This is a genomic window from Thiofilum flexile DSM 14609 (genome assembly GCF_000380185.1).
Classification (GTDB): Bacteria; Pseudomonadota; Gammaproteobacteria; order Thiotrichales; family Thiotrichaceae; genus Thiofilum; species Thiofilum flexile.
Window position 1 is genome coordinate 15,730 of sequence record NZ_KB904749.1, and the last position, 24,734, is coordinate 40,463.

The 24,734-nt window shown below is 43.6% G+C and carries 22 protein-coding genes; 15 read left to right on the forward strand and 7 right to left on the reverse strand.

Going from position 1 to position 24,734, the window contains the following annotated elements:
* Nucleotides 1-104 precede the first annotated feature (104 nt).
* Both A3IK_RS18325 and A3IK_RS0103060 read right to left on the reverse strand, forming a co-directional pair.
* The gene (locus A3IK_RS18325) at nt 105-524 is read right to left on the reverse strand and encodes a hypothetical protein (RefSeq protein ID WP_020558498.1); all 420 of its coding nucleotides are present in this window, start codon (nt 522-524) and stop codon (nt 105-107) included.
* Nucleotides 525-654: 130 nt separating this feature from the next.
* Entirely contained in the window at nt 655-1,515 is an 861-nt protein-coding gene (locus A3IK_RS0103060) for a tellurite resistance TerB family protein (RefSeq protein ID WP_020558499.1), read from the reverse strand.
* Nucleotides 1,516-1,761: 246 nt separating this feature from the next.
* Here A3IK_RS0103060 and A3IK_RS0103065 point away from each other — a divergent pair, with 246 nt between their 5' ends.
* From A3IK_RS0103065 to A3IK_RS0103090, 6 genes are all read left to right on the forward strand, one after another.
* Entirely contained in the window at nt 1,762-3,081 is a 1,320-nt protein-coding gene (locus A3IK_RS0103065) for an OmpP1/FadL family transporter (protein ID WP_020558500.1), read from the forward strand.
* 102 nt (nt 3,082-3,183) lie between these two features.
* Nucleotides 3,184-5,145: an alpha/beta hydrolase gene (locus A3IK_RS0103070; RefSeq protein WP_020558501.1), complete on the forward strand. Its 1,962-nt coding sequence runs from the start codon at nt 3,184-3,186 to the stop codon at nt 5,143-5,145.
* A 120-nt stretch (nt 5,146-5,265) separates the two neighbouring features.
* The gene (leuE, locus tag A3IK_RS0103075; protein ID WP_020558502.1) at nt 5,266-5,925 is read left to right on the forward strand and encodes a leucine efflux protein LeuE; all 660 of its coding nucleotides are present in this window, start codon (nt 5,266-5,268) and stop codon (nt 5,923-5,925) included.
* A 138-nt stretch (nt 5,926-6,063) separates the two neighbouring features.
* Nucleotides 6,064-6,510: a hypothetical protein gene (locus A3IK_RS0103080; RefSeq protein ID WP_020558503.1), complete on the forward strand. Its 447-nt coding sequence runs from the start codon at nt 6,064-6,066 to the stop codon at nt 6,508-6,510.
* Between the two features lie 334 nt (nt 6,511-6,844).
* A complete protein-coding gene (locus A3IK_RS0103085) occupies nt 6,845-7,252 on the forward strand; it encodes a hypothetical protein (RefSeq protein ID WP_020558504.1) in 408 nt (135 codons plus the stop codon).
* A gap of 126 nt (nt 7,253-7,378) precedes the next feature.
* A complete protein-coding gene (locus A3IK_RS0103090; protein WP_020558505.1) occupies nt 7,379-8,341 on the forward strand; it encodes a YbgA family protein in 963 nt (320 codons plus the stop codon).
* Nucleotides 8,342-8,488: 147 nt separating this feature from the next.
* Here the strand turns inward: A3IK_RS0103090 and A3IK_RS0103095 are convergent, their stop codons facing one another.
* Together A3IK_RS0103095 and A3IK_RS0103100 are read right to left on the reverse strand one after the other, a co-directional pair.
* Nucleotides 8,489-9,988: an aldehyde dehydrogenase gene (locus A3IK_RS0103095; RefSeq protein ID WP_020558506.1), complete on the reverse strand. Its 1,500-nt coding sequence runs from the start codon at nt 9,986-9,988 to the stop codon at nt 8,489-8,491.
* Nucleotides 9,989-10,202: 214 nt separating this feature from the next.
* Nucleotides 10,203-10,823 (reverse strand): hypothetical protein, encoded by a 621-nt coding sequence (locus tag A3IK_RS0103100; RefSeq protein WP_020558507.1) that lies wholly within the window; start codon nt 10,821-10,823, stop codon nt 10,203-10,205.
* Between the two features lie 932 nt (nt 10,824-11,755).
* Between A3IK_RS0103100 and A3IK_RS0103105 the strand changes: the two genes are divergently transcribed.
* The 7 genes from A3IK_RS0103105 to A3IK_RS20635 all read left to right on the forward strand — a co-directional run bounded on the left by A3IK_RS0103105 (nt 11,756) and on the right by A3IK_RS20635 (nt 18,459).
* Nucleotides 11,756-13,063: an NAD(P)/FAD-dependent oxidoreductase gene (locus A3IK_RS0103105; protein WP_020558508.1), complete on the forward strand. Its 1,308-nt coding sequence runs from the start codon at nt 11,756-11,758 to the stop codon at nt 13,061-13,063.
* A gap of 143 nt (nt 13,064-13,206) precedes the next feature.
* Nucleotides 13,207-14,307 carry a polyamine ABC transporter substrate-binding protein gene (locus tag A3IK_RS0103110; RefSeq protein WP_020558509.1) on the forward strand — a complete coding sequence of 367 codons (1,101 nt, stop codon included), beginning with the start codon at nt 13,207-13,209 and terminating at the stop codon, nt 14,305-14,307.
* 77 nt (nt 14,308-14,384) lie between these two features.
* Nucleotides 14,385-15,554: an ABC transporter ATP-binding protein gene (locus tag A3IK_RS0103115; protein ID WP_020558510.1), complete on the forward strand. Its 1,170-nt coding sequence runs from the start codon at nt 14,385-14,387 to the stop codon at nt 15,552-15,554.
* Nucleotides 15,551-16,504 (forward strand): ABC transporter permease subunit, encoded by a 954-nt coding sequence (locus A3IK_RS18330; protein WP_020558511.1) that lies wholly within the window; start codon nt 15,551-15,553, stop codon nt 16,502-16,504. The genes A3IK_RS0103115 and A3IK_RS18330 overlap by 4 nt, the downstream gene beginning before the upstream one ends.
* Nucleotides 16,501-17,310, forward strand: coding sequence for an ABC transporter permease subunit (locus tag A3IK_RS0103125; protein WP_020558512.1), 810 nt, complete (start codon nt 16,501-16,503; stop codon nt 17,308-17,310). The genes A3IK_RS18330 and A3IK_RS0103125 overlap by 4 nt, the downstream gene beginning before the upstream one ends.
* Nucleotides 17,307-18,278, forward strand: coding sequence for an agmatinase (speB, locus tag A3IK_RS0103130; RefSeq protein ID WP_020558513.1), 972 nt, complete (start codon nt 17,307-17,309; stop codon nt 18,276-18,278). The genes A3IK_RS0103125 and speB overlap by 4 nt, the downstream gene beginning before the upstream one ends.
* A gap of 19 nt (nt 18,279-18,297) precedes the next feature.
* Nucleotides 18,298-18,459 carry a hypothetical protein gene (locus A3IK_RS20635; protein WP_020558514.1) on the forward strand — a complete coding sequence of 54 codons (162 nt, stop codon included), beginning with the start codon at nt 18,298-18,300 and terminating at the stop codon, nt 18,457-18,459.
* An 11-nt stretch (nt 18,460-18,470) separates the two neighbouring features.
* Here the strand turns inward: A3IK_RS20635 and A3IK_RS0103140 are convergent, their stop codons facing one another.
* Genes A3IK_RS0103140 through A3IK_RS0103150 form a run of 3 tightly spaced genes read right to left on the reverse strand, consistent with a single transcriptional unit; the run spans nt 18,471 to nt 21,871 of the window.
* Nucleotides 18,471-18,839 (reverse strand): DUF1850 domain-containing protein, encoded by a 369-nt coding sequence (locus A3IK_RS0103140; protein ID WP_020558515.1) that lies wholly within the window; start codon nt 18,837-18,839, stop codon nt 18,471-18,473.
* Entirely contained in the window at nt 18,836-20,914 is a 2,079-nt protein-coding gene (locus A3IK_RS0103145; protein WP_020558516.1) for a TRAP transporter permease, read from the reverse strand. The genes A3IK_RS0103140 and A3IK_RS0103145 overlap by 4 nt, the downstream gene beginning before the upstream one ends.
* Nucleotides 20,915-21,871: a TAXI family TRAP transporter solute-binding subunit gene (locus A3IK_RS0103150; protein WP_020558517.1), complete on the reverse strand. Its 957-nt coding sequence runs from the start codon at nt 21,869-21,871 to the stop codon at nt 20,915-20,917.
* A gap of 205 nt (nt 21,872-22,076) precedes the next feature.
* Between A3IK_RS0103150 and A3IK_RS0103155 the strand changes: the two genes are divergently transcribed.
* Both A3IK_RS0103155 and A3IK_RS0103160 read left to right on the forward strand, forming a co-directional pair.
* The gene (locus tag A3IK_RS0103155) at nt 22,077-24,338 is read left to right on the forward strand and encodes an arginine/lysine/ornithine decarboxylase (protein ID WP_020558518.1); all 2,262 of its coding nucleotides are present in this window, start codon (nt 22,077-22,079) and stop codon (nt 24,336-24,338) included.
* 83 nt (nt 24,339-24,421) lie between these two features.
* Complete coding sequence (locus A3IK_RS0103160; protein ID WP_020558519.1) at nt 24,422-24,733, forward strand: DUF1840 domain-containing protein; 312 nt, start codon at nt 24,422-24,424, stop codon at nt 24,731-24,733.
* Nucleotide 24,734: the final 1 nt, after the last annotated feature.

Below are 24,734 nucleotides of genomic sequence, written 5' to 3' on the forward strand. Positions count from 1 at the left end.
CTGTGAATACGTCCCTGTACGCTACAAGGCGGCAATCCCTGCCGCCAAGACTGCTCCAGAAATACCCGATGACTTTGGTATACCTACTTATAGCTAAGTCCTATTTAAGGCTGAGCGGGTGTGGCTATAATCTTGTTGGCCTGAGCTGAGCCGTCACAATAGCTCCATACCGCTTCCCAGCGTGAGGGGAAGTTTTTGTCAAGAAAGCGAATCTGAAAACGTCCCCAATACGGTGTCATCGCCCCGTCAACACCGACTCGCTCGGAATCACATTTTTGTTTAGCCGTTGTTTGCGCCCAATAACCATCATAGCGCCCGCGATGGGTATAAACTTTGGCTAAACCTAGGACATAAATAACGCCAGCCTCTGTCCCAGTGCCATAAGTCCAAACGGCAACAGAGCCTTGTTCGGAGTCATAAGTAATCTTGCCGGTGTTGGTATTCCACACCTCATCGGCGTGTGCTGCATGGAGCATTAACCCACTGACACTCAGTAGTGCGGCTAAGGCGATTGTTTTAAACATAACTATACCTGCGGAGTAGCTAAATAATTAGCATAACCGAGATGGGAGGGTGGGGAGAAATGGTTTAGAGAGATAGGTAGCTAAGGGGCGATTGCTCCCTTAGCTATTAATTAACGGTATGCTGTGGCTATTAAGAGAAAATCTTCGGTGCGCCAACTTGCTCATGGATTTGATTACACAGTTGAGCATTGAGGTGCAGACCTTGTGCCAGTTGCGCTAAGTATTGCGCTTCTTGTTGGGTATCAAGATCAATCGCCATTAAAGATACGGTATAGATTTGTTGCCCCATGCCCGCTGGTATGCTGCGAATAAACGCGGCTACGTCCAGTGGTGCTTGGAATTCATTGCGAATAAAGGCCGCTTCATCAGCCGTCAAAGAACCCATTTTGGATAAAATACGCTCTTGTTCTTGAGCATCAATATTACCATCGGCTTTAGCCGCATTGATCATGGTGCGAATTAATAGCAGAGCCTGATCTTGTACCGCTTGTTGATTAACGGCTTGAGGCGGTAAGAAGCTATCGGTCAGGTCATTGAGTTGAGGATTACCATTTTGTGAGCCTAAATATTTAGACATGGCTCCACCGAGTAAACTACCAAGGTCAGGCGTTCCATTGGCAGCCATGCCCTTTGTTGCAGCACCGCCACCTAATAGACTGCCTAATAAGTCGCCCATGCCGCCGCCTTGTTGAGCAGGACGTTGTTGAGCGCCACCGCCTAATAGGCTACCTAATAAGTCACCCATGCCGCCGCCTTGTTGAGCAGGACGTTGTTGAGCGCCACCGCCTAGTAGACTACCTAGTAAGCCACCCATACCCCCTGATGCTTGACTGCTGCCGCCTAATAGGCTGCCTAGCATACCCATCATACCATTGGCTTGTTGGTTTCCACCCAAAGCAGCACCGAGTAGGTTACCTAGTACATTACTACCAGAGCCGTTAGACAGTACCCCACTGCTTAATAAGCTACCTAAAATTTTAACTGCATCCATCTTATTGTCCTTTAATTGTGAATTGGAATTGATTGAGTTATGTAGACGCATCAGTTAGAGGGATGGTTACCCCCACTATTGATAACGGTCGGGTTATCCTAAAGCATAGTTTGGGCAAGATGCTAGTTTTTATTAGTTTCGCGTAGTTTATAGTTTACGTTACGTCAATCGGCTGCCGTTGAAATGCTAATGCAAAGCATTGTAATTTTTGTTAGTGTTGGCTTATTACAACAGGAGGAGATAACAATGAAACATATATGGCATTTTGGTACTGCCTTCGTCCTTAGTACGCTCAGTTTCACCGTTCATGCAGCCGGTTTTGCCCTTGCCAATCAATCTGGATCAGGCGCTGGTAATGCTTATGCGGGTGGGGCTGCTGCCGCTGAGGATGCTTCAGTTGTCTGGTATAACCCCGCCGCCATGACAGAATTACCGGCAGGTACGCATGCCTCTATTGCCGGTCATGTCGTCGCGCCTAAAGCTCAATTTACTAATAATGGCTCACTCAATCCTCCGGGATTAGGCACAAAAATTACAGGTGATAATGATGATGGAGGCAAGGTCGGTGTTGTTCCTAATGCTTATCTCGTTAAAGGTAAAGGTCAGAAGTGGCGTTTTGGGGTAGGTCTGAATGCGCCATTTGGTCTGGGAACGAAATATGATGAGAATTGGGTCGGACGTTATCATGCCCTAGAATCCGATATTCAAACGATTAATTTTAATCCCTCTCTCGCCTATAAAGTGAATGACCGCTTTAGTGTCGGGGCGGGGGTGAGTGTGCAGCAAATGAAGGTGGAGCTACAAAGTGCGGTAGATTCACGTTCCCTCTGTCTAGCAGCCAGAATTACGCCGAGTGTCTGTGCCACCCTACCTGATGGAAAAGTCAAAGTGGAGGGAGATAATGTCCGTGCGGGGTATAATGTGGGGGTGTTGTTTAAACCCTCGGAAAAAACCCGTATTGGTGCAAGTTACCGTTCACGCATGAAACAGAATTTAGAGGGCACAGCGGAATTTAATGTTCCACCCGCTTTAAGTGCGAGTCCTTTATTAGCAGGGGGTGATGTCACAGCTTTGGCTGATTTACCCGCCCATTTCTCTTTATCCGTCGCGCATAAAATTAATCAGCGTTTAGAGTTATTGGGGGATGTTACCCGTACCCGTTGGAGTAGCTTTAAAACCTTACAAGTTACCCGTACGAGTGGTTCTGATGTTACTAATTTGCCCCAAAATTGGAAAGATGTGAACCGTTATTCTATCGGCACGAATTATCAATATAACGATCGCTGGAAATTAAAAGCGGGTATTGCCTATGACGAAACCCCCGTACCTGATGCTGAGCATCGCAGCCCGCGTACACCGGATGGTAATCGGACTTGGTTAAGTTTTGGTGCCAATTATAAACCACGTAAAAACTTTAGTGTTGATATGGGTTATACCCATATTTTTGTTAAAGATACCCCGATTAATAATAAAAATAATATAGATGCAACGCGTGCTCATACCTTAATCGGTAGTTATGACTCTAGCGTGGATATTATTAGCGCGCAGTTCAATTGGTCTTTCTAGTAATAAATAAGTGCATTGGCAAAGCCTAATCAGATATTAGGCTTTGGTGTTAGGCGACAATAGTTAAAACGGCATAGAGAATATCCACTAAGGAGTATAGAGATGAATAGGCATGCTTTTCATCGGCTGGCATTAGTTAGCTATCTAGTATTAATAGGTCTTACCGGCTGCGGTGGTGCGGATAATGGTGATCAAGTCGGTAATGGTACGACCGTGGAGTATAGTGCTACTGCTCGAATGCTTTATGATCCGGCTAATAGTGTGATTCCGACTACCAATGATTTGCTCTTTAGTGGTAGTACTGATGGTACTCTCAATTTACCGATTAGTAGCACGGATAGTAGTGCCGCGCTAAAGACTATGCTCAATACTCTAGATGGGTTTAGTCTCACTATGCCGTTTACGACGACGCTGAATGAGGCTCCTTTAGCCAGCTCGGTAGTATTAGGACAGTCAGTGCGTGTGTTTGAGGTGACTAAGTCGAGCGGGCTAGTCGCAAGCGTGACTCGTGAATTGACGAGTAGTGAGTTATTAGCCACTCTAGATAGCACAGGCACCACTTTAGCCTTAGTCCCTTTAAAACCCCTCAAGGAAAGTACTAGTTATTTGGTGGTGGTAACCAATGCACTCAAAGATTCTGTAGGTAAAGCAGTATCCACCAGTAGCAGCTATGCGGTATTAAAAGGCTCCGCCGTTTTTACAGATAGCACCAAAGAGGCATTACGTTTACAGATCAATGCGCATGAAACTGCTGCTGCCAGTGCTGGAGTGAGCAAAGATTCCATTATTTTAAGCTGGTCGTTTACCACTCAATCCGTGACCCCCGTTTTATCAGCAGTGAAAACGCAAGCAACGGCTAGAGCGCTACAAACTAGAGTAACGCCTGTGACAAGTACCTATGGGCAAGCTCAGTTACATATGGGAACCTTACAAGTACCCTATTACTTAAGTCGCTCAGCCCCATTGACAGCCTATTGGCATGGAGCGAGTAGCAGCTATTTAACTCGTTATAATACCGCACCTGTAGCAACCAGCACTCAAACCATTCCGGTGATGCTCACCATACCTACTGCCGCTTCGGGTAAAACTATGCCCGCTTCCGGCTGGCCGGTGGTGATTTATCAACACGGTATTACCTCGAATCGTGCCACGGTGCTAGCGATTGCTGATACCTTAGCTTCACAGGGTTTTGCTGCCATTGCGATTGATTTACCACTACATGGTATTAATGTAGATGATGAGAAATTTGCAGCCTTACGTACTAGTATTGAGCGCACTTTTGATTTGGATGTGGTGAATAATACTACGGGTGCGACAGGTGCGGATGGTGTGATTGATGAGTCAGGCAAGCACTTTATTAATCTAGCTGTGCCTTTAGTATCACGCGATAATATCCGCCAAGCTATCTCCGATATCTTGGTCTTACGCAATAGTTTAAGCAGCTTACAAAGTGATACGGGCGTGGTGTTAGACACCACTAAAGTCAGCTTTACGGGGATTTCATTAGGCTCTATGGTAGGGGTAGGTTATTTAGCAACAGAAACAACCTCTACGCCCGCGCTCTTGTCAGTACCTGGTGGTGGAATTGCCCGCTTATTAGATGGCTCAGCAACCTTTGGCCCTGCTATTCGAGCCGGTTTAGCCAGCAGTGGAGTGATAGCGGGAACCGCTGCCTATGATAGCTTTATGTTTGCCACCCAGTTTATGCTCGACTCGGCTGACCCTATTAATTTAGCAGCCACGGCGGTGTCACAACATCCAGTGTTATTGCATGAAGTGGTAGGCTCTACTACCTCAGCATCCGATCAAGTCGTCCCTAATAGTGTTACCGGCTATCCTTTATCAGGAACCGAGCCTTTGATTCGGATGATGGGACTCAGTAGTGCGAGTACTTCAAAGAGTGGGTCTGATGCGGCGGTGCGCTTTACTGCAGGCGGACATAGCTCCTTATTAAGTCCTACCGCTAGCTCCGCAACCACCACCGAGATGCAACGTCAAATGGCAGCGTTTCTTGCCACCCAAGGTACACAAATTGTCATAACAGACACTAGTGTCGTGAAGTAATCGTCAAAGCCTATCTTTCAAGGCAGAGTGTGCAATGCCTCTGCCTTGGGACTTGACAAATTTATTCACCTCAGGATTGATAAGCATCATGTCGTTTCTTCTCTAGGTATCAAAATAGTCATGGAACAATTCGGTGTACTCAATTACGCAACCTATTTCATTGGCTGCATTGCGATTATTCTTCTCCCTGGGCCTAACTCACTTTATGTATTGGCTACAGCGGCTCAGCGTGGCATTAAAGCGGGCTGGCAAGGGGCTTTAGGTATTTTTGTCGGCGATGCTATTTTAATGGTCTTAACCGCGTTAGGTGCGGTTTCGGTATTAACGGCTTATCCCCTCATTTTTAAAGCCATTCAATCGGTAGGGGCGCTTTATTTAGCTTATATTGGTTTTAAACTAGTGCGCTCAGCCATACAGAATTGGAATAAACGTAATTTAGCCGAAGCAATCGAGCAGCCTTTAGAAGAGGCTACTAATAGCTCACCCTTTAAACGCTCTTTATTGATTAGCTTACTAAACCCTAAAGCCATTCTATTCTTTTTATCTTTTTTCGTGCAATTTGTTGACCCTAGCTATGATAGTAAGATGGTTTCATTTTTAATCTTGGCAGTTACTTTGCAGATAATGAGCCTTATTTATTTAGCCACCTTAATTTATGCAGGGGTCTATTTAGCAGAGGCCTTTAAACGGCGTAAACGCTTATCCGCCGTATCTACTGGCAGTGTTGGTGCTATGTTTATGGCCTTTTCTGCTAAATTAGCGACCGCGTCTGTGACATAAGTTACCAAATGTTTTAGACTTAATGCACAAACAAAAAAAATCATTTCTCTATAATGGACTTCGTTGAGACAAATAAAGGGGTGGGTAAATATCAACCCCTTACTAACCGAATCCCCCCATTAATTAGAGGACTGAGACATGAAAAAATTAACCGCCATCGCTGCCTTATTAGCATCTACTTTAGGCATGATGGGTACTGCCCAAGCCGGTAATTACAATCAAGTAACTCTGCAAGCTGTACCTGCTCACGCTAAAGTCGTAGTAGTCGATGCACGTCATGCCCGTAATGTTCAACGTATGCACAATAATCATCGTCAACAAATGGCACGTGCGGCTCATCACCAACGTAAAGCGGCTAATACCGTGAAAATTGTGGTGGTAAAACCAAGACCTGTTGTTAAGAAAGTGGTTTATGTACGTCCTGCTCCCGTTGTTAAAAAAGTAGTTTATGTACGTCCTGCTCCTGTCGTTAAGAAAGTAGTTTATGTACAACAAAGACCCGTACATCGTCCTGCTGTAGTGGATCGTGTGGTCTATAGAACCGCTACTACTAATGCAGCGCCTATTAGACATCATCACTATTAATTCATGTCCCTATCGTTTGTAGAGTCATTAGTTTAAACGTTTGATCTACAAAGATAATCAGGTCTATGATGTGAATAACGCCTTTTAAGTATGCTTAGAGGGCGTTTTACTTTTTGGGCTATTTAATTTTCATGAGTTTAGAGGGCGTTGGAGGTACTGACTGCTTGCAAATGAGACTTTAAGTCTGTGACATAAGTTACTAAGTATTTCGGACTTAATGCACAAACAAAAAAAATCATTTCTCTATAATAGACCTCATCAAGACACACAACAGAGAGCGCTACTAAACATAACACTCTCTAAACCAAATAACTGATTAATAGAGGAAATGAACATGAAAAAGTTAACTGTAATCGCTGCCTTATTAGCATCTACTTTAGGCATTATGGGTACCGCTCAAGCCGGTGGTTATCAAAATCAAGTGATGCTACAAGCAGTCCCTACCCAAACTAAGGTTGTGGTAGTAGATCAACATCGTCAACATAAACCAGTAAAGCCGGTGAAAGTGATTGTTGTAAAAAAAGCAGCACCTCATAAGAAAGTTAAAAAAGTGGTAGTGGTAAAACCAAAACCAGTGGTTAAGAAAAAAGTGGTAATAGTAAAACCAAAACCAGTGGTTAAGAAAAAAGTAATCGTTAAAAAAGTGGTAATAGTAAAACCAGCCGCTAAAAAAGTAGTTTACATTCAAAAACCAGCTCATCATCAAAATCAAGTGATGCTGCAAGCAGTACATGTAAAATAAGTTTTACGCTTGCTACTTATCTGTTTAACGCCCTCTAAGGAGTTTTAGCGGGCGTTTTGCTTTTTGTGCTTGTATTCATGGTGTAAATACTCTACAAGCGTACTGAGTGGGTAAAGAGTGAAACATATGCAAACACCAATAAAAATCGGGATTAGTAGTTGTTTATTAGGCGAGCTGGTGCGTTATGACGGCGCTCATAAGCGAAATGCTTATATTCAAGCGACTTTGGGCGAGTATTTTGAATTTGTATCCTTTTGCCCAGAACTCAGCGCGGGGCTAGGGGTGCCGCGTCCGCCTATTCATTTGGTACGTTATGAGCAAGGTATTCGGGTGCAAACCACCAAAGGGGAGGTCAAGGATTATACGGATGCCATAAGCCAAGTGATTGAGCAAATTAAACCGCAATTGCCGCAATTATCGGGCTATATTCTCAAAAAAGATTCACCTAGCTGTGGTATGGAGCGGGTCAAAGTTTATGATGCGGACTATCTCTATCAGCGTCCACCGGAAAAAACAGGTATAGGGTTATTTGCAGCGGCTTTAAAACAACAATATCCGCATTTGCCCTTGGAGGAAGAAGGGCGTTTAGGCGATCCGCATCTACGTGAGAATTTTATTCAGCGGATTTATGTATACCATCGTTGGCAGCAATTAGTCGCACAGGGTCTGAAAGCAAATGATCTAGTGCAGTTTCATAGTGATCATAAATATTTAATTATGGCGCATAATCAGGATGAGCTGCGTCAGTTAGGACGCTTAGTCGCACAAGCGGGTAACCATACTAATTTGCATGAATTATGTGAGCAGTATATCGAACGGCTTATGCAAGTACTCCAGCAAATAGCCACCCGTGGGCAACAGGCTAATACGCTATCTCATATTATGGGCTATTTGCGTGAGCATTTAGATGCCGAGGATAAGACTGAATTAGTCGAGATGATTCAGCGCTATCAACAAGGTTATGTACCCTTAATTGTACCCATTACTTTATTAAAACATCATTTTAGACGCCATCCAGTGCCCTATATTGATAGACAATATTACCTCAACCCTTACCCTGGCGAGCTAATGCTTTTAAACCAAGTTTGAGTAAGTATCCGAGCCAAAGTAATCAGGTGTTTCTGGAGCAGTCTTGGCGGCAGGGATGCCGCCTTGTAGCGTACAGGGAGGTATTCACAGCGACTGCGGAGGAAATACTTGATTACTTTGGTATACCTACTTATAAGCAGGGCAGTATTATAACTTGAGCTGTAACCACGTTGTTTTCAGCTCGGTATATTTCTCTAGCGCATGCAAAGACTTATCCCGTCCAATGCCAGACTGTTTATAGCCGCCAAAGGGTACGGTTATATCATCTGCATCATAACAATTGGCATAAACCACACCAGCGCGTAAGCCTTTGGTTGCTTTATACAGGGTATTGATGTTGTCACTCCACACCCCCGCCCCTAACCCATAGATAGTGCTATTGGCGACTTGAATGGCTTCATCAACGCCATTCACGGTAATGACTGAGAGGACGGGGCCAAAGATTTCTTCTTGCGCAATACGGGCTGAAGAGGATACTTGGTGAAAAATGGTTGGCTCAATATAACAGCCTCCGGCTACGGCTTGGCGTTGCTCGCCACCCATAAATAACGCGGCCTCTTGTTTGCCTAAACCAATGTATTTCATCACTTGTTGAGTATGTTCTGGATTGACCATAGCCCCTAAACGAGTATTAGGATCAAGTGGATCACCCGGTGGCATGAGAGTAGAAAAAACTTTTAAACGCTCCAAAACTTCATCTTTAACGGCAGCATCGACAATCAAGCGTGAACCGGCGGTACACATTTCGCCTTGATTAAAGAAAATCCCAAATCCCGCCGCCGTCGCCGCCGCATCTAAATCACCACAGTCGGCTAAAATAATATGTCCGGTTTTGCCGCCACATTCTAAGCCGAGCTTTTTAAGGTTAGATTGTCCGGCATATTGCATAAATAATTTGCCTACCGCCGTGGAGCCAGTGAAGAACACGCCATCTACATCCATATGTAAACCGAGCGCTTTACCCGCCTGTTCACCCATCCCTGGCACCACATTAAACACACCATCAGGGATACCGGCTTGTGTGGCTAATCCTGCTAAGCGAATAGCCGTTAAGGACGATTGCTCGGCAGGTTTTAATACAATGGAGTTACCCGTAGCAAGCGCGGGAGCAATTTTCCACATCGCCATCAAAAGGGGAAAATTCCAAGGGACTACCAGACCGCAAACGCCTAAAGGTTCACGCGTAATCGTGGCGATGACATTGTGCGGGGTGGGGGCGATTTCGTCATAAACCTTATCAATCGCTTCGGCATACCAGCGCAAACAGCGCACTGAGGCCGGAATATCAATAGAGAGGCTATCCCGAATCGGTTTGCCCATATCAAGGGTTTCTAATAGGGCTAATTCTTCGGTGTGTTGCTCAATCAGATCAGCAAATTTAAATAAAATCCGTTTGCGTTTTAGCGGTGGCAGTTTAGCCCAGCGCCCATCCTCAAAGGCAGTACGGGCCGCTTTAACCGCTAAATCCACATCCAGCGCATCACACGCAGCAACCGAGTTGAGCAAACGACCATCAATCGGGCTGTAGTTAGCAAAGGTATTACCCGATTGCGCGGAGACATAGTGACCATTAATGAACGCTTGGCCTTGAATAGATAAGTGCTGAGCACGTTCATGCCAGGATAAAGAGGTCGCTGATGTGGTCATAGACAGTACTCCGAAGGTTAGCGTTTATTTTATAGTAGCAGATGTGATCATGATCTGATTAGTTTTGTCAATTGGATGTATAGTATACTAACCTAATGAAACTTGAACCAAAATTATAAAAGAGTATAGAGAGAACTATATTCATTACTACAACTATACTCAGTTCTTTCAGTTTTAGCTGATAACTATTAATTTTTTAATATCTAGCTGGCATCTAGTAATCATCTATGTTGTTGTGACTAACAATGGGTGGTTTTGGGGTGAATGCTGTAGCTCGATCTTTAGCTTGTTCGTATATAAATAATAATACTATAATCAATAATATTATCGATAATACTAACTCATTTTTTAATATGCCAATGAATACTATCTTATTGGCAAAAAATAGTGTGATTAAAATAGCTATAAATAATGAAAATGTAGCAGCCAAGTATGTAAAAAAATTATATATCTTAATTGTTTTGTTAAATTCAGTCCATCGCTGTAGTGGCATTGTTTTGACTTTATCAAGTTTGTTTTTCAAATCAGTAAAAGGCTCTTCATATCTATCTAGTATTGCTATAACTTCTTTGCCAATCTTACTTTTGGCTGAGTAGTTGCCATCCTTATTTTTCATAACCCCCGCTGCGACAGCACGATTATGAGCATTATCTATTATATCTTTAGTGTTAGAGTATTCTTTATGAGTATTTTTAAAATTATTTTTTTCATCAATTGATAACCAAAAATCTGATTTATTTCCAGAAATATCTTTTTTAAATTTTTTAATTTTAGAATGATAGAATAGTGAAATTATAATAGTAATTATTAATGCTAAAATGAGAGGAAAAATCATGGTTTTATTAGTCCGTTTTTAAGGTTAAAACCACCATCTTTAGACGGTTAGCTTTAGCGGCCTTAGTTTTGATGCAATTAAGGTAATAGGATGAAAATCTATTAAAAGCGTGAGGTGCGATATTGGGTGGACGTTCAGTCCTCTGCGATCCACGCTTAACCATTCAGCTTTAGCTGATGGTTGTTAAGTTTCATTTAGATTTGATTTTTAGATAAAATCTATAAATAGTATTTTAAATATATTTAATATTACTAATGAGTAATAATGTAATAAGACTTGATTCTAGAAATTTACTTTTCTTCAACACCTATTTCAGTCCACTCATGATGGCAGTCATTACATAAAAAATTACGCTTTATTTTAATGAATGTTTTTTGAACATGTCGATCTCTCTGTTTCCCATTACTTAGTTGCTCAGTAACTCGTACAGATTGCCTCCACCGATCTAGTTCTTGGCTAAATTGAGTAGAAAGTTTTTCTGATTTACAGGCAGGGCATTTTTTTATTGTTAATTTGTATATTATGAATAATATACCTAAACCCGATAATATTAGTATGAATATTATTAGTGTGTCGCTGTTAATCACGATACCTTACCTTTTATTGTTATTGTAGTTTAAGTATTGATTGTCACTAAGATAGAGTTAATTTATTTTCCGTTGCTTTACTCTAGATAGATTTTTATCTAAGATAATATGTTTTTTATCAAGTATATGGTTTATTAATATAATGTAAACTGAACCATATGGTTACTATATATCTAAGGAACAGTTCTATAAGGTTCTAGTTCTCTCAACAGGGAAATAAGTTGCAATGTAAACTACGGGTGTGAAGATCCTAGTCTGTACAATCAGGTATCTGACAATACCTTGACCTCCCTAACTATTGTGATCACAATCAATTTTATTCTAATTGCTCTATAAGGGGGGGCTATGTCGAGTCAAGGCCAAACATCACATCCCGTTGATCATACCACGTCCTACTATGCGGCTTCGGCTCATCCTGCTCCTGCACGTCCTGCTTTACAAGGGCGTATCACGACAGACGTTTGTGTGATTGGGGCGGGTTTCACGGGCTTATCCACTGCGCTGCATTTAGCACAATATGGCTTTAAAGTCGTAGTGTTGGAGGGTAATCGGGTTGGCTGGGGCGCTTCGGGGCGCAATGGCGGGCAGATCGTCAATGGTTATAGCCGTGACCTGAGTGTCATTGAAGCACGCTATGGCAAAGAGGCCTCCGATGCGCTTGGTGCTATGTCCTTAGAGGGGGGCGATATTATTCGCTCCTTGGTTAAGCAGTATAATATTCAATGTGATCTCAAACCCCATAATGTGGTGGCAGCTCTGAATCCGCGCCAACTCCATGAATTAGAACAGGTGAAAACTAATTGGGAGCAACACGGTCATACTGAATTAGAGATGCTAGATAAAGCCCAACTCCAGCAGCATGTAGCAACCGAGTGTTATATTGGCGCTTTATTAGACAAGCGTGGCGGACATTTACACCCGCTAAATTTATGTCTAGGGGAAGCGGCGGCGATCGAATCCTTAGGTGGGCAGATTTTTGAAGACTCACGCGTGGTACAAGTATTGCATGATCAAGCTAAGCCATTGGTTAAAACGGCACAGGGTGAAGTAGAGGCCAATTATGTGGTGGTCTGTGGTAATGCCTATCTAGGGGATGCTGTCCCTGAACTCACCAATAAAATTATGCCAGTGAGTACCCAAGTATTAACCACCGAAGTATTAGGTGCAGAAAAATGCCAAGCACTGATGCCAGCGGGGACTTGTATTGAGGATGCCAATTTCTTTTTAGATTATTACCGTATGACGGCTGATCATCGTTTATTATATGGAGGGGGTACTGTGTACGGCGGCGCGGAACCCGCTGATATTGTGCAAAAAATTCGCCCTCACTTAGAAAAGGTTTTCCCCACTCTAAAAGATGTTAAGATCGAATATGCGTGGAGTGGTAATTTTGCGCTGACGCTTACTCGTATTCCCCATTTTGGGCGGCTGAAGAATACGGTATATTTTGCTCATGGTTACAGTGGGCATGGCGTCACCTGTACCCATTTAGCGGGGAAGCTGATTGCCGATACTTTAAAGGGTGATGCGACTCGTTTTGATAGTTTTGCGCGTTTACCTTACTACCCCTTTCCGGGCGGGCGCTTATTGCGAGTGCCGTTAACCGTGATGGGGTCGTGGTGGTATCTTTTACGGGATCGGTTAGGTGTTTAAGCATAAAACGAAGCTTGCTGCATTTAACTTTTTTATCAATTTTTCCAAGGTTGAAATCTCTCCTTTCAGGGAGATATATTGATTTGGGCATGGATTGAAACATATCAACAAACTGACATTTTTTAGACGGGAGATTAGTACGAATGCAATTTAAAGCTCTTATACTCGCCACTTCTTTGGCTCTTGGTTTGGTTACCTCAGTCGCTGCAGAAGATGCCAAGGTCGTCAATGTCTATAACTGGTCAGATTATTTTGACCCTGCTTATTTAAAGAAATTTGAAGAAAAGACTGGCATTAAAGTCAATTACGACGTGTATGACTCTAATGAAATGCTCGAAGCTAAGCTAATGGCAGGGGGCAGTGGTTATGATGTGGTATTCCCCTCTGGTAACTTCCTGGCGCGTCAAATTAAAGCGGGTGTTTACAGCGAAATAGATAAAGCTAAATTAAGCAACTACGGTAATTTAGATCCTAAAATGCTGGACAATATGAAGACCCATGATCCTGATAATAAATATGGTGTACCTTATACCTGGGGCACACTGGGGATTGCTTATAATAAAAAAATGATCGCAGATCGTTTAGGTGCTGATACTAAAATTGATAGCTGGGATTATTTATTTAAACCCGAAATTACCGCAAAGCTAAAAGATTGTGGCTTAGTATTAATGGATGCACCCTCAGATGTGGTATCGGTTGCGATGAACTATGCCGGTGTTAAAGATCCCAATAGTGAGGAAGGAGCCGATTTAGAGAAGGCCATTGAGGTGTTGAAAGGAGCACGTGAGAGTGTGAAATACTTTAGCTCCTCTAAGCAAATTTCTGATTTAGCCAATGGCGAGGTCTGTATTGCTATGGGCTATAATGGTGACATGCTACAAGCCCAAACTCGTGCCGAAGAAGCGAATAAGGGTGTCGAAATTGAATATGTGATTCCTAAAGAAGGAACCCAAATTTGGTTTGACAATATGGCCATTCCAGCCGATGCAAAAAATAAAGAGAATGCCTATCAATTTATTAATTTCGTGCTAGAACCCGAAACCGCTGCTTCAGTAGCGAATCTGGTCTCTTATGCGATGGCTAATGCGAAGGCAACCGATTTAATTAATGATGACATTAAAAATAATCCGGGCATTTATCCACCTGCTGAAGTACAAGCTAAATTCTTCCCTGCTAAAGCCCATAGCGCGAGTTTCGACCGCAAACTCTCACGCGCTTGGACGGCATTGAAAACTGATCGTTAATAGCTAAACACGCTTGGGGTAGGAGATTAACTTCCTACCCTAGCTTATTATTACCTATCCTATGAGGGTTTCTTTTGATGACCCAAGCTGCTCTAGCTACAACGCCACCAACGGGTGTGCCAACTACTGATAAACCTTCAACTAGTGTACCTGATACCGAGAAGCCCTTTATTCAAATTAAGAATGTCACTAAACGTTTTGGTGATTTTATTGCGGTCGATAATGTCAGCCTTGATATTTATCGCTCGGAATTATTCTGCCTCTTAGGCGGATCGGGCTGTGGTAAAAGTACGCTATTACGTATGTTAGCCGGATTTGAAAATCCGACCCAAGGACAGATTCTGATTGATGGCGTGGATATGGCGGGTATTCCACCTTGGGAACGTCCGGTCAATATGATGTTTCAATCTTATGCCTTATTTCCCCATTTAAGTGTCGAGAGCAATATTGCTTTTGGCTTAAAACGCGAAGGGGTCAAGCGCGATGAGATTAAACAACGTGTTGATGACATGCTGAAATTAGTGCAGCTTAGCCAATTTGCTAAACGTAAACCCGATCAATTATCCGGTGGACAGCGGCAACGGGTAGCCTTAGCTCGCGCCTTAATTAAACGCCCTAAATTACTCTTACTCGATGAGCCGCTCGGTGCCTTAGATAAAAAACTGCGAGAAGAAACCCAATTTGAATTGGTCAATATTCAAGATAAATTAGGCGTGACTTTCGTGGTAGTAACCCATGATCAAGAGGAAGCCATGACCTTAGCCTCGCGGATTGGGGTGATGAGTCAAGGCGAGATTATTCAAATCGGCTCGCCCTCGGAAATTTATGAATATCCGGTCAATCGCTTTGTGGCGCAATTTATTGGCTCGGTGAATATTTTTGCTGGAGTAGTGACCGAAGATGAGCCAGATTATACCGAAATTATGTCAGAAGAGGCCGGTACGCTGATTCATATTGATCATGGGGTGAGCTGTGCGCCTGAGCAAGAAATGTGGGTAGCCGCACGTCCTGAAAAAATTATGCTCAGCCACGAGCAGCCGCAACAGCCCTATAACTGGACCAAAGGGGTCATTAAAGAGGTCGCCTATATGGGCAGCAGCTCGATTTATAAGATCGAACTGGCCTCTGGGAAAATGGTGCGGGTGGAGCGCATTAATCGTATTCGTCGTGAAGAGGATGGCTTTACTTGGGAAACACCCGTGTATTTGTCGTGGGAATCCGGCGATTGCGTGGTGCTAAGCTCATGAATACCCTAACCCGCCCTGTACGCCCCTCCGCTTTGGAGCGGTGGTGGCAAAGTACCGTACATTTTCTGCGTCAAGGACGGCATTTTGTTATTGCTATTCCGATGACTTGGTTGGTCTTATTTTTTCTCATTCCTTTTGCGGTTGTTTTTAAAATCTCATTGAGTGAAAAGGCTCTTTCTATTCCGCCTGTCAGTAGTTTATGGGGCTGGAATAGCGAGGATGCCATGGTGACGCTGAGCCTGTATTTAGGTAATTATAAATTTCTCTGGGAAGATAACTTATACCTAGATGCCTATTTAAGCTCCATTAAAATCGCGGCTATTTCAACGGTTATTACCTTACTAGTGGCCTATCCCATTGCCTATTTGATTGCTCGCAGCAAAAAATATCGCTATGTATTATTAGCACTAGTCATTTTGCCTTTCTGGACTTCGTTCCTATTACGGGTTTATGCTTGGATGGGGTTTTTAAATAAAAATGGGGTGATTAATAATATTCTACTATCGCTAGGGATTATTGATGAACCACTGAATATGATTGGGACTAATTTTGCAGTCTATATTGGGGTGGTGTATACCTATTTACCCTTTATGATCTTGCCCTTATATACGATATTGGAAAAGCTAGATGAGTCCTTATTAGAAGCTTCTGCCGATTTGGGGGCTAAACCCTATGAAACCTTTTTACATGTCGTATTACCGCTCTCCATACCCGGTATTATTGCCGGAAGCTTATTGGTGTTTATTCCGGTAGTGGGTGAGTTTGTGATTCCGACTTTATTAGGCGGCTCCGATACCTTAATGATTGGACGGGTATTATGGGATGAGTTCTTTACTAATCGCGATTGGCCTATGGCGTCAGCCGTAGCGATTGTGATGTTGGTATTCCTAGTGATTCCTATGATGGTGTTACGTCGGGTACAAGATGTTAGACAGGAGCGTAATACATGAAATCACGCGCTAACTTTTTAATGATTGCCGCATCCTTAGGGTTTGCGTTTCTGTATTTACCCATTATCTCATTAGTTATTTTTAGTTTTAATGAATCTAAATTAGTGACGGTATGGGGTGGCTTTTCGACTAAATGGTATACCTCACTCTTAGAAAATGAAGCTTTAAAAGATGCTTTAGTCAATAGCTTAATAGTCGCTTCGGTGAGTGCCAGTTTAGCGACCGTATTAGGAACAATAGCAGCCTTGAGCTTAACCCGCCTGGGTAATTTTAGAGGTAAAACACTCTTATCCGGCATGGTCACCTCACCTATGGTTATGCCGGATGTGATTATTGGGTTATCGCTCTTATTATTATTTGTGGCGATGGAGGGTTTAATTGGCTGGCCTGCCGGGCGTAGTTTAACGACTATTATTATTGCCCATACGACCTTTTGTATGGCCTATGTAACAGTAGTCGTACAGTCACGCCTAAGTAATATGGATGAGTCGTTGCAAGAGGCTGCTTTAGACTTAGGGGCTAAACCTTTTTCATTATTCTTTTTAATAACCTTACCTTTAATTATACCCGCATTAGTATCCGGTTGGTTATTGGCTTTTACTTTATCCTTTGATGATTTAGTCATTGCCAGTTTCGTAGCAGGGCCGGGGAATAGTACCCTACCGATGATTATTTTCTCTAAAGTACGTTTAGGGGTAAGCCCAGATATTAATGCACTAGCAACCATTATGATTAGCATTGTGGCACTAGGGGTTTTAGTCGCCATTTGGAATATTAGTCGTAGCTCAAAAAGGAAAAAAGTATGAGTGAATCCTACGGCGATCAAGCCGCTTTTAAATCAGAGCTATTAGGGCGCTGGCCTGAAATGACCTATGGGGGGATTTTGAGTTTTTTACGTCGCCCCTATCGACGTGATTTAACAGGTGTTGATGTAGCGGTCAGTGGCATTCCCTATGATAGTGCCGTTACGAATCGTCCCGGAGCGCGTTTTGGGCCGCGTGCTATTCGGGCTGCCTCTACGCAATTAGCGGAATTGAAATCTTTTCCCTTCGGCTTTGACCCCTTTGAAGTGTTGTCGGTGGTGGATTATGGGGATTGTTTTATGGATCCGCATCATCCTGAAACCGTCGTGGAGTCGATTCAAAGTCATATAGCGACTGTATTAAAAGCGGGTGTTATTCCCCTGAGCTTGGGGGGGGACCATTTTGTCACTTATCCGATTTTGAGAGCAATCGCCGAGCAGCATGGTGCGGTAGCCTTGCTACATTTTGATGCCCATTGTGATACATGGGACGATGACGGCACGCGCTTTGATCACGGCAGTATGTTTTTACGCGCTAAACGTGAAGGCTTGATTGATGTCGATCACTCGGTGCAAGTGGGGATTCGCACCTATAATGACTCCGATCATGGCTTTGAGATTCTGAGTGCACCTTGGATTCATCGCCACGGCATTGAGGAGACGGTGCAGCGGATTAAAGCGCGTGTAGGAGATAAAAAAGTATACCTGACTTTTGATATTGACTGTATTGATCCGGCCTTTGCACCGGGTACGGGAACGCCTGTAGTTGGGGGCTTATCCACCGCGCAAGCCTTGGGGATTGTACGCGAATTAGGCAGCCTAAATCTGGTGGGCTTAGATGTCATGGAAGTGGCACCCGCTTATGATGTATCAGAGATTACGGCGATTGCAGGGGCGACGTTAGCGCATGATTTTTTATGCTTATTAGCGGAGAAAAAAGGCGCTAAGCGGCTTCCGGTTGGTCATGTTTAATTAATAAGAGTCTAGACTTATGAGTGCTAAGTATTTTGCTACGGTTAGTTGGCAGTCCGATGGGACAACATTTACTGCAGGTCGATATAGTCGCGCTCATAGCTGGACATTTGATGGCGGACTAGAGGTGCAGGCCTCTAGCTCGCCTCATGTGGTGCCTTTGTCTTACTCAGATGAGTAGGCGGTTACTGACTAGTTGAGTACACAAGGCTTAATCCGAATCACCTCTAAACTTGTATCCTTTAAATCCCTACAGGTTTTATCTTCAGTGCAAAGTTGCCAGTTACTGACAGTAGCATTGGAATTAGCCAATACTATTTCAGGTAAGGGTGGCACCTGTGGATGCCACTCCCACCAACCCTCTTTTAGTACGGCATCATCAGCGGGTTCCATACCTGCCCCTGATCCTTTCACTCGCGCCGTATCGAGCACGAGGCCTTGAGACTCTACGCGCCATTGCTCTTGCCACTCCACTTTTTCTACAGAGTGTATCCAGTTTAGGCTAAAAGCATGACCACCTAATTGTAAAGTGCCTGCCGCTAATAAAATGCAGATACTCAAGTTACAAGGCTCACCGATTTTTTGCGTGCTTTATACCAAAGCCAAGCTATTAATAAGGTACTGAATAGAAAACCTAACTCATCGGTTAAAGGCAAGGCAAGGACTAAGCTAAAGGCTGCTACCATAGCAATTAAACGCTCTATTAAATTTAATGGAGAGCGAAAATAGCCAGTAATCGCTATACCCCATAGGGTAATGGCTAATATGGCTTTAATAATAATATAAATAATAGCAATAGGATCAGAGCTTTGCAGCATCAGAGCAGGGCTATAAACGGCCATAAAGGGTAATACAAATCCCGCTGCGGCGACTTTAATGGCTTGCAAGGAAATTTTTAGCCCACTTTCTTTGGCAATAGGTGATGCGGCAAAGCAGGCTAATGCAACCGGGGGTGTTAAGTCAGCCAAAATACCAAAGTAAAACACAAACATATGGCTGACAATTAAAGGCACACCTAAGGCTAATAAAGCAGATCCGGCAATAGAGGAGGTAATAATATAATTCGGAATAGTAGGAATACCCATGCCTAATATAATACAAGTCAGCATGGTGAGTAATAATGATAAAAATAAACTCTTATCCCCTACCGATACAATAAACTGCCCAAAAGTATTGGCGGCTCCGGTTAGGGTCATCGTTCCAATAACAATACCCACAATAGCGCAAGCAATACCCACTGGTAGAGCTGTTTTTGCTCCGTCGGCTAAGGAGTCAATGCAGATTTTTAAGGTTTCACGTCCGCCTTCCGTCAATAGATTCCAAAGAATTAATGCCACTAATGCAATCAGGAGAATATTTAAGCCATATTTAAGAAAGGCAGCAGTGACTAAACCAAGACCTATCCAGAAAATAACTCGAATAGTATTGCTAGATAGCCCTAAAGCAATGGAGCCACCTAATATTAATATAACAGTTAATGCTAAACCAATGGTTCCAGCGAATAAGGGGGTATAGCCCGAAAATAAGAGATACACTAAAACGGCTAAGGGTAGGATTAAATACCATTGTGCTTTTAAGGCGGCAAGGGCAGAAGGTAATTCTTCTTTAGGTAAACCATGTAAGTGATTTTTTCCCGCCTCTAAATGCACCATCCAAAAGGCTGAAAAGAAATATAAAATAGCGGGAATCAGCGCTGCTTTGACAACCTCGTGATATTCGACCCCTAAGGTTTCTGCCATAATAAAGGCAACCGCACCCATCACGGGCGGCATGAGTTGCCCCCCCATAGAGGCCGTCGCTTCAACACCACCCGCAAAAGCAGCTTTGTAGCCAAAACGCTTCATCAGGGGAATGGTAAATTGCCCCGTTGTCACCACATTCGCCACACCAGAGCCGGAAATAGTCCCCATTAATGCCGAGGAGATAACCGAAACTTTAGCCGCACCCCCTTGTTTATGTCCGACTAAGCCTAAAGAAACATCGGTAAAGAGTTTAATCATGCCGGCTTTTTCTAGAAAAGCACCAAATAGAATAAAGAGGAAAATATAGGAAGAGGAGACAAAGATCGGGATACCGTAAATACCCTCAGTACCATAGGCCATATGATCAATGATTTGGGCTAAATCATAACCGCGATGATTTAAAGGCGAAGGTAAATATTGCCCCCAAAGACAATAAGCTAAAAAGAGTCCGGCAATAATAGGAAGGGCAGCTCCCATCGTTAAATAGGTCGCCAGAAATATCAATGCCAGTGAAATAATACCGACTACCATATCACGAGGTAAAGGATCGCCGGCTCGTAAGAGTAGGGCGTTATATTCTACCCAATGATATAGCGCAACGCCTACAGCAATAAAGGCTAATCCCCACGCTATTTTATGCATGACAAGGGAGGTGCTTTTAGCATGGGCAACTAAGGGGAAAACTAATAAAAGTAAAAAGCCTACATGTAAAACACGCACCGTTTGACTAGGTAAGTCAATAAGATGTGCCGCCGTTGCAATTTGAAATAGTGCAAAAACAACAGCAATCCAAAAGAGTATTTTCCCCTGATTATTTTGGGGAAAACCACTCTCTAAAGGTTGATGCAAATTAGCATCAACCGCTGCAGGGTGAGGAGCTGGAGTGGCCTGCATTTAGAGCAAACCTTTTTCCTTATAAAATTTTTCGGCTCCGGGATGGAGTGGAATCGGTAAGTTTTTAATAGCCTCTTCCATTTTAATATCGGAGGCGGCTTTATGGGCTGCTTTTAATTCTTCTAGATTCTCGAACATTAATTTGGTCATTTGATAAACCGTATCGTCCGATACCTCTGAATGAGTGGCTAGAATATTGGTGACAGCAGCAGTGAGTACATCGGCGTCTTGGCCTTGATAGGTTCCGGCTGGAATAGGTGCAGAAATATAGGGAGCACCTATTTTTTCAACGATTTCTTTAGGGATGGACACTACGGTAATAGGCAAAGAAGCAGCTAAATCTTTTAGCGAGGCAACCCCTAAACCGGATGATTGTAGCGTGGAGTCTAATTGGCGATTTTTCATTAATTCAACGGATTCACCAAAGGGTAAATACTCCGTTTTAGCGAGGTCATTGTAGCTCATACCGGCTGCGGCAAAAATAGCACGAGCATTGAGTTCAGTACCGGATTTAGCGGCACCGACCGAGAGGCTTTTACCTTTTAAATCCGTGAGGACATTAACACCAGAGTCCTTTGTGGCAACGACTTGAATATAATTCGGGTAAATGGCAGCGACCGCACGTAGTTTATCCAATTTGCCTTTAAAACCGGCTTCGGTATCACCCTCCCAACCCATTTTAACCGAGTCGGCGAGTGCGAAAGCTAATTCACCTTTGCCTTGTTGCAGTAGGTTAAGGTTTTCAACCGAGGCTTTGGTGGCTTGGACTTGAGTGCGCACGCCCTCCATTTTAGTGCCATAAATCTTGGAGAGTGCGACACCTAGGGGGTAATAAGTGCCAGAGGTGCCTCCGGTGAGGATATTGATAAATTGTTCGGCGTGGGCTGTGCTAGCGGCGAGTGTGAGCGAAAGTGCCAACGCGCTCATGCGTAGCGTCTTAGCTAGGGCTGATGTCATGGTTATATCCTCCGTCCTGTTAGTACCCAAAGACTAACAGAGAAAAAGCTTGGCTGCCAATAGGCGGCTTAACTTGCAGACAGATGGATTGTTGTGCAGGGGAATAGTATGTTCGTAAAATAGACTATTGAGTAATACCGTCCCTTCATAATTCCTATAGTATAATCAGTTTTTGTTCATCCATTCTCAAAGGGCTATTACATCCATGCGCTTTCGTTTTCCGGTTGTCATTATTGACGAAGATTTTCGTTCTGAGAACACCTCAGGTTTAGGCATTCGCGCTCTGGCTAAAGCTATTGAGGACACAGGCATGGAGGTGCTTGGTGTTACTAGCTATGGCGATTTATCTACCTTTGCGCAACAACAAAGTCGGGCTAGTGTATTCATCTTAGCGATTGATGATGAAGAGTTTGCCGCTGCGGCGGATGAGAGTGGTAAGTCAGAGCCAGCCGTGATTAGTGCTTTACGTGCCTTTGTGGAGGAAATACGCTGGCGCAATGCTGAAATCCCAATCTTCTTACATGGTGAAACCCGTACGGCTCGCCATATTCCGAATGATATTCTGCGGGAACTCAATGGCTTTATTCATATGTTTGAGGATACTCCCGAATTCGTAGCACGTTATATTGTGCGCGAGGCCAAAACCTATTTAGATAGCCTAGCACCGCCGTTTTTCCGCGCCTTAACACATTATGCAGCTGATGGCTCTTATTCTTGGCATTGCCCAGGACATTCGGGCGGGGTTGCATTTTTAAAATCTCCGGTTGGGCAAATGTTCCATCAATTTTTTGGTGAAAATATGCTCCGTGCCGATGTGTGTAATGCGGTGGATGAACTGGGGCAACTGCTCGATCATACCGGCCCCGTTGCGGCTTCCGAGCGTAATGCAGCACGAATTTTTAATGTCGATCACTTATTCTTTGTGACCAATGGCACCTCCACCTCGAATAAAATGGTGTGGCATTCTTGTGTGGCAGATAATGATATTGTAATTGTGGATCGCAATTGCCATAAATCGATTCTGCACTCCATTACTATGACCGGCGCTATCCCCGTCTTTTTGACCCCTACGCGCAATCACTATGGGATTATTGGCCCGATTCCATTAGCCTCCTTTGAGCCAGAAGCGATTAAAGCCAAGATTGCGGCGCATCCACTCGCGAGTAAATTAACCTCTAATCCGCGCATTCTGACTATCACCCAGAGTACCTATGATGGGGTGCTTTATAACACCGGCATGATTAAAGAGCGCTTGGATGGTTGGGTCGATAATCTTCTCTTTGATGAAGCTTGGCTACCGCATGCGACCTTCCATGATTTTTATAAAGGCATGCATGCCATGTCACGTAATGGTGAGCGTACCGAAAAATCAACGGTTTTTGCCACTCAATCCACCCATAAGTTGCTGGCAGGCTTATCACAGGCTTCACAAATCTTAGTACAAGATGCTAAAGAAACTAAATTAGACCTCAATGTGTTTAATGAAGCCTATTTAATGCACAGCTCCACTAGTCCGCAATATGCCATTATTGCGAGCTGCGATGTGGCTGCTGCGATGATGGAAGCCCCCGGAGGAACGGCTTTAGTTGAGGAGTCCATTTCGGAATCGCTCAATTTCCGCCGTGCCATGAAAAAGGTCGATCATGAGTATGGGGATTCGTGGTGGTTTAGTATTTGGGGGCCGGATGCGATTGAAGACGAGGGCATTGGTAGCCGTGAGACGTGGGTCTTAAAAGCGAATGAGCGTTGGCATGGGTTTGGTAATTTAGCCAATAACTTCAATATGCTAGATCCCATTAAAGCCACGATTATCACGCCGGGCTTAGATGTGGATGGTGCGTTTAGTGAAGAGATTGGGATTCCGGCGGCGATTGTCACTAAGTATTTATCCGAGCATGGTGTTATTGTTGAGAAGTGCGGTCTATATAGCTTCTTTATTATGTTCACCATTGGGATTACTAAAGGGCGCTGGAATACCCTCTTAACTGCACTACAGCAATTCAAAGATGATTTTGATAGAAACCAACCCTTATGGCGTGTGCTACCGGAGTTTATTGCCCGTAATCCTCGCTATGAAAAGATTGGCTTGCGTGATTTGTGTATGCAGATTCATCGAATCTATGCCGAATATGATGTGGCACGTCTGACTACTGAAATGTATTTATCCGATATGGAATGTGCGATGAAGCCCTCGGAAGCGTTTGCTATGATGACGCATCGTAAAATTGACCGAGTGCCAGTGAATGAATTAGAGGGACGTATTACCGCGAGCTTAGTCACACCTTATCCTCCGGGGATTCCGCTACTCATTCCGGGTGAGCGTTTTAATAAAACCATTGTGGACTATTTAAAATTCTCCCAAGTGTTTAATGAAAAATTCCCCGGCTTTGAAACCGATGTGCATGGTCTATCTGCAGAAGTCGTGGACGGCGTGAAACGTTACTATGTGGATTGTGTGCGTCAGTAAATAGGCTTGATAATCGAATAAACACTCTTTTATCCTAAAGTGCTATGCTTAGAGCACCTATTAACGGATAAAGGAGTGTTGTTATGTTAGTGAAATTTACCAATACCGCTGGTATGAGCGTATCAATGTATGAAAAGGATGCTAAACCTTTAATCATTAATATGGGAACCAGCGGTACGGTTCCGAGTGCTCTGCGTCCTGAAGATTTACCTCAAGCCTTAGCCTCCTTACAAGCAGCTCTTAAAGCGCAGGAAGCAGCGCCTGCTAGTAATGATGATGAGGAAGACAAAGGGGTGAATCCTAATGCACGTGCTTATCCTTTGATTGAATTACTCAAGCAATCAATTAAGGATAATAAAGCGGTGATGTGGGAATACTCCGACGGTGTGCTGTAAG